The organism is Dietzia sp. CQ4, from assembly GCF_014145125.1.
Taxonomy (GTDB): Bacteria; Actinomycetota; Actinomycetes; order Mycobacteriales; family Mycobacteriaceae; genus Dietzia; species Dietzia natronolimnaea.
Genome location: NZ_JAALDZ010000306.1, coordinates 1 through 8,977, shown reverse-complemented (window position 1 = coordinate 8,977; position 8,977 = coordinate 1). Strand labels below are relative to the sequence as shown.

General features: G+C 70.0%; 8 protein-coding genes. 4 read left to right on the top strand and 4 right to left on the bottom strand.

The features are described from left to right. Positions 1-403: cytochrome c oxidase subunit 4 (locus G6031_RS15520; protein ID WP_182653739.1), on the bottom strand; the 403-nt coding region annotated here is incomplete at its 3' end. Positions 404-439: 36 nt separating this feature from the next. Then, positions 440-1,558 (bottom strand): cytochrome c oxidase subunit II, encoded by a 1,119-nt coding sequence (locus tag G6031_RS15515; RefSeq protein ID WP_182644061.1) that lies wholly within the window; start codon positions 1,556-1,558, stop codon positions 440-442. Between the two features lie 227 nt (positions 1,559-1,785). Between G6031_RS15515 and asnB the strand changes: the two genes are divergently transcribed. Then, positions 1,786-3,711 (top strand): asparagine synthase (glutamine-hydrolyzing), encoded by a 1,926-nt coding sequence (gene asnB, locus G6031_RS15510; protein ID WP_182653740.1) that lies wholly within the window; start codon positions 1,786-1,788, stop codon positions 3,709-3,711. Positions 3,712-3,889: 178 nt separating this feature from the next. On the opposite strand, the gene G6031_RS15505 is transcribed toward asnB, so the two are convergent. Beyond that, positions 3,890-4,867, bottom strand: coding sequence for a carbohydrate kinase family protein (locus tag G6031_RS15505; protein ID WP_182616426.1), 978 nt, complete (start codon positions 4,865-4,867; stop codon positions 3,890-3,892). A 65-nt stretch (positions 4,868-4,932) separates the two neighbouring features. Next, the gene (locus G6031_RS15500; RefSeq protein ID WP_107756186.1) at positions 4,933-5,295 is read right to left on the bottom strand and encodes an iron-sulfur cluster assembly accessory protein; all 363 of its coding nucleotides are present in this window, start codon (positions 5,293-5,295) and stop codon (positions 4,933-4,935) included. 167 nt (positions 5,296-5,462) lie between these two features. Here G6031_RS15500 and G6031_RS15495 point away from each other — a divergent pair, with 167 nt between their 5' ends. From G6031_RS15495 to G6031_RS15485, 3 genes are all read left to right on the top strand, one after another. Next, a complete protein-coding gene (locus tag G6031_RS15495; RefSeq protein WP_182610029.1) occupies positions 5,463-6,158 on the top strand; it encodes a DUF3043 domain-containing protein in 696 nt (231 codons plus the stop codon). Between the two features lie 99 nt (positions 6,159-6,257). Beyond that, positions 6,258-8,087 (top strand): nicotinate-nucleotide--dimethylbenzimidazole phosphoribosyltransferase, encoded by a 1,830-nt coding sequence (gene cobT / locus G6031_RS15490; RefSeq protein ID WP_182653738.1) that lies wholly within the window; start codon positions 6,258-6,260, stop codon positions 8,085-8,087. Between the two features lie 6 nt (positions 8,088-8,093). Beyond that, positions 8,094-8,912: an adenosylcobinamide-GDP ribazoletransferase gene (locus tag G6031_RS15485; RefSeq protein ID WP_182653737.1), complete on the top strand. Its 819-nt coding sequence runs from the start codon at positions 8,094-8,096 to the stop codon at positions 8,910-8,912. Positions 8,913-8,977 lie beyond the last annotated feature (65 nt).

Here is an 8,977-nt window from a genome sequence, read left to right as displayed (position 1 = left end):
GGCCCCAGTGGTACTCGAAGACCAGGGCACAGGCGGTGATGATCAGCGCGGTCGCGCCACCGAGCAGCACCCACCAGTTCCAGAACGCCGCGCCGAAACCGATGATGAGGATCGAGAAGGCGATGAAGAACGGCCAGAAGCTGTGCGGGCTGAAGAACCCGAGCTCGCCGGCGCCGTCGGAGATCTCCGCCTCCTCGTAGTCCTCGGGAAGCGTGCTGATGCGCCGCGCCACGAAGCGGAGGTACCCACCGATCAGCAGGCACAGCCCGGCGGAGAGCACGAGAGCCGTGGAGCCCACCCACTCGATACCCGTGCGCGAGGTGCCCGTGAGGTAGGTGTACGCGATGGCCAGGATGGCGAGGAAGACCACCAGTCCGTCGAAGATTCTTACTGTTGCGTTCATCGTGCAGGAGCCCTTCGCGTGATACCGGGAGAGACGTCAGTTAGCGGATGCGTTCTCGATGATGTTGTTCTGGTCGCGGGTATCGCTGCGGCCGGTCTTGAACGGTGCCGTGGACGTGGAGTAGGGCTCCTCGCCGATCGACGCGAGCGCCTCCGCGTTGGACGCGGTCGGGTTGTCCTGGCGGAACTGGATGTACTCCGCGAAGGCCTCCGGCGACACCGCCCTGAGCTCGAAATTCATCATCGCGTGGTACGCGCCGCACATTTCGGCACACCGTCCGACGAAGGCGCCCTCACGCTCGATCTCCGCGATCTGGAACATGCTCAGCTGCTGGTTCTGGCCGGGGTGCGGCATGACGTCGAGCTTGTAGATGAACTCGGGGATCCAGAAGGAGTGGATCACGTCGGCCGCCGCGAGGCGGAACTCGACGCGGGTTCCGGTCGGCAGTACGAGCACCGGGACCTCTTCGGAGGTGCCGACGGTCTCGATGTCGTTGAAGTGGAGGTACGACTTGTCCTCGGCGAGGCGACCGTGGATCGGACCGCCGGCGGCGGGCTCCCCGTGGTGACCGAGGGCCATGCGCTGCTCCTCCGAGAGGACGCCGGCCTCCTCGGCCGCACGCTGGGCCTCCTCGTTGGTGCCGTCCTCGATGGACACACCCGCGACGTCGACCTTGTTGTACCCGAACTTCCAGTTCCACTGGAACGCGGTGACGTCGACCTTGACGCCGACCTCTTCCTCCGGCCGGAGGTCGAGGACCTTGTTCTGGGTGATGACGGTGAAGTAGAAGAGCACCGAGATGATCACGAACGGCACTGCCGTGTAGACCAGCTCGAGCGGCACGTTGTACGCGGTCTGACGCGGGAACTCGCCGTCGTCGTTCTTCCTCTTGCGGTGGAAGGCCATGGTCCAGAAGATGAGGCCCCACACGAAGAAACCGACGACGAGCGAGGTGATGACGGTGAGAGTCCAGAACTCCCTGATGGCGATGCCCTCGGGCGTGATCCCGTTGGGGAACCCGAAGTTCATGGTCTGGTTCCACCATTTGTTGTCGGTGTGGAGGCTGCAACCGGACAAAATCAAGCCCAATGTGCCGAGCGACACCGCGAGTGCAGCCCTGCGCGTCCGACGACGCCCGTCACGCTGTTCCACCATCACGCCTTCCTGATCAGCGGCACCGACCACGTGGCCGGGACACTTAGGAATCGTAGACCACGGCTCTCAGTTTGGAAGCCGCGGGTCCCGGCATTTCACCGAACCCACCCCTCCGCCGTCCGGCGCGGCGGGCCGGAGCCCCGGGACCAGTAGTATTCGAACCCATCGTGGCCCGCAGACGCGGGTTCTCCCCCACCCCCGACGACGATCGACGAGGTACCCGACGAATGTGTGGCCTGCTTGGTCTGCTCACCCCCGACGGCTCCGCCCGCGCCCAGGAATCGAGGGTTCTGGGCGCGATGGGGTGCCAGCGTCACCGCGGTCCGGACGAGGTGGGGACCTGGGTCGACGACGACCTGGCGTTCGGCTTCAACCGTCTGTCGATCATCGACATCGCGCATTCGCATCAGCCGCTGCGCTGGGGTCCGCCCGAGGCCCCCGACCGCTACGCCCTGACGTTCAACGGGGAGATCTACAACTACGTCGAACTCCGTGCGCAACTGCGTGAGGAGTTCGGTGCCGAGTTCCGGACCGAGGGCGACGGGGAGCCGATCGTGGTGGCGTTCCACCACTGGGGCCCCGCCGCCGTCCGCCGGCTCCGCGGGATGTTCGCCTTCGCGATCTGGGACACCGTCGAACGCACCCTCTTCGTGGCCCGCGACCCCTTCGGGATCAAGCCCCTCTACATGGCGACCGGTCCCGGGGGCACCGCGTTCGCGAGCGAGAAGAAGTCGATCACCGAACTGATCGACCTCCTCGCCGTCGACACCTCTCTCGACACCCGCGCCCTACAGCACTACGTCACCCTCCAGTACGTCCCCGAGGACGAGACGCTGACCCGCGGTGTCCGCCGCCTGGAATCCGGTTGCCACGCGACCCTCTCCCCCGGCGCCGCTCCGGTGATCGAGCGATACTTCGAGCCGACCTTCCCCGTGGTCCCTGTCGCCGACGGCGATTCCGAGCGCCGCTACGAGGAGATCGCCGTGGCCCTCGAGGACTCCGTGGCCAAGCACATGCGCGCCGACGTCACCGTGGGTTCGTTCCTGTCCGGCGGCATCGACTCCACCGCCATCGCCGCGCTCGCCCGGCGTCACAACGAGAACCTCCTCACCTTCACCACGGGGTTCGAGCGGGAGGGTTACTCGGAGGTGGACGTGGCCGCCGAGTCCGCCGCGGCGATCGGTGTGGAGCACATCGTCAAGGTGGTCTCGCCCGAGGAGTTCGCCGCCGCGATCCCCGAGATCATCTGGTACCTCGACGAGCCGGTCGCCGATCCGGCCCTGGTCCCGCTGTACTTCGTCGCCCGCGAGGCCCGCAAGCACGTCAAGGTGGTCCTGTCCGGCGAGGGCGCGGATGAGCTCTTCGGCGGATACACCATCTACAAGGAGCCGCTCTCGCTCGCACCGTTCGAGAAGATCCCCGGTGGCCTGCGCCGCGCACTGGGAAGGGTGAGCACGCGGATCCCCGAGGGCACGCGTGGGAAGAGCCTGCTGCATCGCGGATCCATGAGTCTCGAGGACCGCTACTACGGCAACGCGCGCTCGTTCTCCGAGGACCAGGTCCGCTCGGTCCTCACCGACTACCGTCCCGAGTGGAGCCACCAGGACGTGACGGCTCCGATCTACGAGCGCTCCCGCGGGTGGGACCCTGTCGCCCGGATGCAGCACCTGGACCTGTTCACGTGGCTCCGCGGGGACATCCTGGTCAAGGCGGACCGGGTCACCATGGCCAACTCACTCGAGCTGCGCGTGCCGTTCCTCGACCGCGAGGTCTACGAGGTCGCCTCCCGCCTGCCGTACACGGAGAAGGTCGCTCACGGGACCACCAAGTACGCGCTCCGCAAGGCGCTCGAGCGGATCGTGCCGGCGCACGTGCTGCACCGGAAGAAGCTCGGCTTCCCGGTTCCGACCCGCCACTGGCTGGCCGGACCGGAGCTGCACGACTGGGCGCGGGCGCAGGTCCTGGCCTCGGGCACCGACGAGTTCGTGGACAAGGCCGCCGTGATGCGCATGCTCGACGAGCACCGCCGTGGCGAGTCCGACCACAGCCGCCGGATCTGGACGATGCTGTGCTTCATGATCTGGCACGGCATCTTCGTGGAGGGGCGCATCACCCCGGACATCGAGCAGCGGGACTACCCCGTGCGCCTCTAGCCCGACCCGACCCCGCCGCCAGCCGGACCCGATCTCGGGCCCCCGCGGGCCCGACCCATCGAGAAGAGCGTTCCGCACACACCCTCTCGGGGAATGCGTGCGGAACGCTCTTCTCGTCGGGGGTCGGTCGCTGGCCGGTCGGTGGTCGTCGGCACGGCGGTGAGCGCCCCGGGCGGGATCAGGCGGGCAGCAGCGCCGCGAGCTCCTCGGCGGCCTCGTCCCCGTAGGCCGCGGCGAGTCGCCGGCGCGCGGCGGCGGAGTCGATGCTCCACTCCTGGGTGCCGGTGGTCTCCAGCACGTGGGTGGCGATGAGAGCACCGAACTGGGCCGAACGCTCCAGCGAGAGGCCGTCGACCACACCGGTGAGGAATCCGGCGCGGAACGCGTCGCCGACGCCCGTGGGGTCGAGCAGGTTGTCCGAGGGCACGATGCCCACCTCGAGGGGCTCGGCGCCCTTCTCCACGATCACCACGCTCTTGCCTCCGCGGGTGGTGATGCGGGTACCGACCTTGTCGTCCAGCTCCTCGGCCGTCCACCCGGTCTTGTTCAGCAGGAGTTCGTACTCGTACTCGTTGGTGAACAGGTACCGGGCGCCGTCGACCAGCGCTGCGGCCGCCTCACCGTCGAGGAACGCCAGCTGCTGGGAGGGGTCGGCCGCGAAGTCGAGCCCGAGCTCGCGGCACTCCGCCGTGTGGGAGTTCATCGCGGTCGGGTCGTTGGCGCCGATGAGCACGATCTCGGGCCGACCGATGCGGTCGACCAGGCGGGCCAGGGAGATGGTGGCCGCCTCACCCATCGCGCCGGGGTAGAACGAGGCGAGCTGGGCCATGTCCGAGTCGGTGGTGCACACGAACCGTGCGGTGTGCAGGGCGGAGCTGATGTGGACCGCCGAGGTGTCCACGCCGTGCCTCTCCAGCCAGTCGCGGTACTCGGCGAAGTCCTCACCCGCGGCGCCCACCAGATGGGGACGACGGCCGAGCACGCCGAGCGCGAACGCGATGTTGCCACCCACTCCGCCGCGGCGGATCTGGAGGGAGTCCACCAGGAAGCTCAGCGACACGTGGGCGAGCTGGTCCGGCAGGAGCTGCTCGGAGAACCGACCCGAGAAGGTCATGAGGTGGTCGGTGGCGATGGAACCCGTGATGACTACTGACATGCTCCAGACAGTAGACGACCCGGGCCGACCAGCGATCGGCCCGGGTCGTCAGTGCCCGGCTGGACTCAGTTGAACGAGTCGCCGCAGGCGCACGAGCCGGTGGCCTGGGGGTTGTCGATGGTGAAGCCCTGCTTCTCGATGGTGTCGACGAAGTCGATCGACGCACCGGTCAGGTAGGGCACGCTCATCCGGTCGACGGCGAGCTTGATGCCACCGAAGTCGTCCACGACGTCGCCGTCGAGCGAGCGGTCGTCGAAGAAGAGCTGGTACCGCAGGCCGGCACAACCACCGGGCTGGACGGCGATGCGCAGGGCCAGATCGTCGCGACCTTCCTGGTCGAGGAGTGCCTTGGCCTTCGAGGCGGCGGCGTCGGTGAGCAGCACACCGGTGGCGGTGGTCTCCGTGGCGGTGTTCTCCGCAGTGGTCATGTCGGTTCTCCTTGCGATCCGAGAGGGTCTTCGGTGGCGTCCTACGGTGGTGCAACGCCCACCGGGGAGCTCTCTATTCCCCGGACGCCGCGTCGCCTGACACGATACGCCTGCGAGGAGTGACGGGTGAATGTCCTCGGCGGGGATCGATCGCCTAGCCTGGGTATGTGAAGTTGCGCGCATTCGGCTCCAGTAAAGACGACCCCGGCAAGGGCTCCGCAGGTACCGACACCGGGCCGGAGTCCTCCCCGGGCACGGATCCGGGGCCTGCAGGGGACGCCCGTCGGCCCGCGGGCAAGGGCAAGCCCACCCCCAAGCGGCGGGACCAGGAGCGCGCGCGCGGCCTGCGGACGGGTCCCGTCACGGCGCCGGTCACCCGTAAGGAGGCCAAGGAGCGCCGGAAGGCCGCCGAGGCCAGCATGACCAAGGACGAGCGCAAGGCCGCCCGGGCCGAGCAGCGTACCGCCCGTGAGGAGCGCCGCCAGCTCATGATGGCCGGCGACGACCGTTACGTGCTCTCGCGGGACCGCGGCGAGGTCCGTCGCTTCGCCCGCGACTGGGTGGACACCCACCGGCGCCTGATCAACTTCTTCATGCCGCTCGCGCTGTTCGTGATCATCTTCCAGCTGATCCCCAACCCGGAACTGATGTTCTACAGCCAGAACCTGTTCCTCATCCTGATCGTCGTGGTGGTGGTGGACGGAATCCTCCTCGGACGCAAGGTCAACAGTGTCGTCCGCGAGCGGTTCCCGGACACCGAGGACACCGGGTTCGGCATGGGCTGGTACGCGGTGATGCGGGCGACGCAGCCGCGGATGCTCCGCACCCCGCGCCCCCGGGTACGCCCGGGCGACTCCATCTGACCTGATCACCATCTGGCCTGATCACCATCTGACCTGCTCGGCAGCTGACCTGAACGACAGCTGACCTGACCGACGATCCACGGAAAGGCCCGGAACGCCATGCGCCTGCTCGTCCTCGGCGGCACCCGCTCGGGCAAGTCCGCCCACGCCGAATCGGTGGCCGAGGCCACCGGCGCGGACGTGGTGTACGTGGCCACCGCGCGACCGGACCACGACGACGCCGAGATGACCGCCAGGATCGCCGCGCACCGGGACCGCAGGCCCGCCGAATGGTCCACCGAGGAGACCGACGAGATCCCGCGGGTACTCGCCGATCACCCGGCCGACACGGTCCTCGTCGACGATCTCGGGGGTTGGCTCACCCGCCGGATGGACGCCACCCTCGGGTGGACTGACGGCGGGGCGGCCGTGTCCGATGAGGTCGACGCGCTGGTCTCGGCGGTCGCCGCCCACCCCGGTTCGCTCGTCCTGGTCTCCCCCGAGGTCGGCCTGGGGGTCGTGCCCGACACCCTCTCCGGCCGTCTGTTCTCCGATCTGGTCGGTTCGCTCAACCGGCGGTTGGCCGAGGTGTGTGACTCGGCCGTCCTCGTCGTCGCGGGCAGGGTCCTCCCCCTCTCCTCCCCCGGGGCCCCCGCCGCGGCGGACCGCTCCCCCGGTCACCCCGCCTCACCGGCTCCGGCCCACCCCGCGGCGTCCGCTCCCACCGTCGGTGGGGCCACCGCGCCCGCCGGTGCGACAGGGGACACCACTGACCCGCAGGTGTCCGGCGGGACCGCCCGGGACCTCGAACCGGAGACCGGGGCGCAGGACGAGCCGGGTCCCGGGTCGGAGTCCGCGCCGCCGACGCACGATTTCCCCGGTCTCGCGGACGTCGCGCACTACGACGACCCCGTCACGTTCCCCCCGGTCCACCCGCCCTCCCACACCGTCGGCGACGAGGCGCGCGCCCGGCAGCTCGTCCTGACCAAACCGTCGGGCTCGCTCGGCAGGCTCGAAGAGCTCGGGGTGTGGATCTCGTCCTGCCAGGGGACGTGCCCGCCCCGCCCGCTCGACAGAGCCCGGGTCGTGGTGTTCGCCGGCGACCACGGCGTCGCCGAGAACGGGGTCTCCGCCTACCCGCGTGAGGTCACCCTGCAGATGGCGGACAACATCGTGGGCGGCGGCGCGGCCGTGTCCGTGCTGGCCCGCGCCGCGCGGGCGACCGTCCGCGTGGCCGACATGTCCATGTCGGCCGAGCGACCCGGAGGTCTTGACGACCACAAGATCCGTCGCTCCAGCGGGTCGATCGACCGCGAGGACGCGTTGAGCCCCGACGAGGTCCGGGCGGCGATCGCGGCCGGCCGCCGTATCGCCGACGAGGAGGTCGACTCCGGGGCGGACCTGCTCATCGCGGGCGACCTCGGCATCGGCAACACCACGCCGGCGACGGTGATCACCTGTCTCGTCACCGGTCGCGAGCCGGTCGAGTTGGTCGGGCGCGGCACCGGGATCGACGACGTCGGGTGGATGCGCAAGACCGCCGCGATCCGGGACGCGATGTTCCGTGCCTCCGGAGACCTCCGCGATCCGGTGGCCATGCTCCGCAGGGTCGCGGGCGCCGACCTCGCGGCGATGGCGGGCTTCCTCGCGCAGGCCGCGATCCGGAAGACCCCCTGCATCCTCGACGGTGCGGTGGTCACCGCCGCGGCGCTACTCGCCGAGTCACTGGCACCCGGGGCCCGCCAGTGGTGGGTCGCCGGTCACAGGAGCGCCGAACCCGCCCATTCCGCGGCGCTCACCTATCTCTCGCTCGAGCCGATCCTCGAGCACTCCATGCGCCTGGGAGAGGGCAGCGGAGCCGTCGCCGCGCTTCCCACCGTCCACGCCGCGATCGCGATCCTCACGGAGATGGCGACCTTCGCCGACGCCGGGGTCAGCGGCAAGGCCTGACGTCCCGTGGTCGACGCGATCCGTCTGGCCCTGTCCTGGATGACGGTGCTGCCCGTCGGCGGGCGGGGCGTCCCGGGTCCGTCCGAGGCCGGTCGGGCCATGACCGCGCTACCTGTGGTGGGGCTCGTCTGCGGGGTGGTCGCCACCGCGACCGCCCACGGGGCGTACGCGCTCGGGGCGGGGTCCGTCATCGCCGGCGTGGTGGGGATCGCCGCGGTACTGGCGTTGACCCGTGCGATGCACGTGGACGCGCTGGCCGACACCGCGGACGGCCTCGGCTCGTACGCCGGACCCGAGCGCGCGCTGGCGATCATGCGTTCCGGCTCGGTGGGACCGATGGGGGCCGCGGTCCTGGTCCTGGTCCTGCTCGCCGAGGTCGCGGCCCTCGGGACCCTGGTCGCCTCGGGAGCGTGGCTGGCACCGGTCGCGGCCTTCGTCCTGTCCCGGTGCCTGCCCGTGATCCAGCTACGATGGGGTGTCCCGGCGGCGACCACCACCGGGTTCGGCGCCATGGTCGCCGGGTCGCAGTCCCGGGCCGCCGTGGTGGCCGTCGCTCTGATCTGCGCGGCGGCGGGAGCGGGTCTGGCCGGGTCGGGATGGTCGGCGACAGGGTGGGGGGCGACAGGGTGGGGGGCGGCATGGTCGGGGGCGGCATGGTGGGCCCCGACCGTCGGGGCTGCCCTCGGACTGTCCCTCTACGCTGCTGCCGCGGGCTTCGCACGCCACGCCGTCCGCCGCCTCGGCGGGGTCAACGGCGACGTCCTGGGGGCGGGGATCGAGGCGGGCACGGCCGCAGCGCTGGTCATCGCCGTCATCCTGGCCTGACACCCGTCACGGAAAGACCCGCGCATCAACGAGAAGAGCGTTCCGCACACCCCCTGCTCGAGAAA

Coding starts and splice junctions, on each gene's coding strand:
- G6031_RS15515 (WP_182644061.1), bottom strand. CDS start 1,558: ATGGTGGAACAGCGTGACGGGCGTCGTCGGACGCGCAGGGCTGCACTC.
- asnB (WP_182653740.1), top strand. CDS start 1,786: ATGTGTGGCCTGCTTGGTCTGCTCACCCCCGACGGCTCCGCCCGCGCC.
- G6031_RS15505 (WP_182616426.1), bottom strand. CDS start 4,867: ATGTCAGTAGTCATCACGGGTTCCATCGCCACCGACCACCTCATGACC.
- G6031_RS15500 (WP_107756186.1), bottom strand. CDS start 5,295: ATGACCACTGCGGAGAACACCGCCACGGAGACCACCGCCACCGGTGTG.
- cobT (WP_182653738.1), top strand. CDS start 6,258: ATGCGCCTGCTCGTCCTCGGCGGCACCCGCTCGGGCAAGTCCGCCCAC.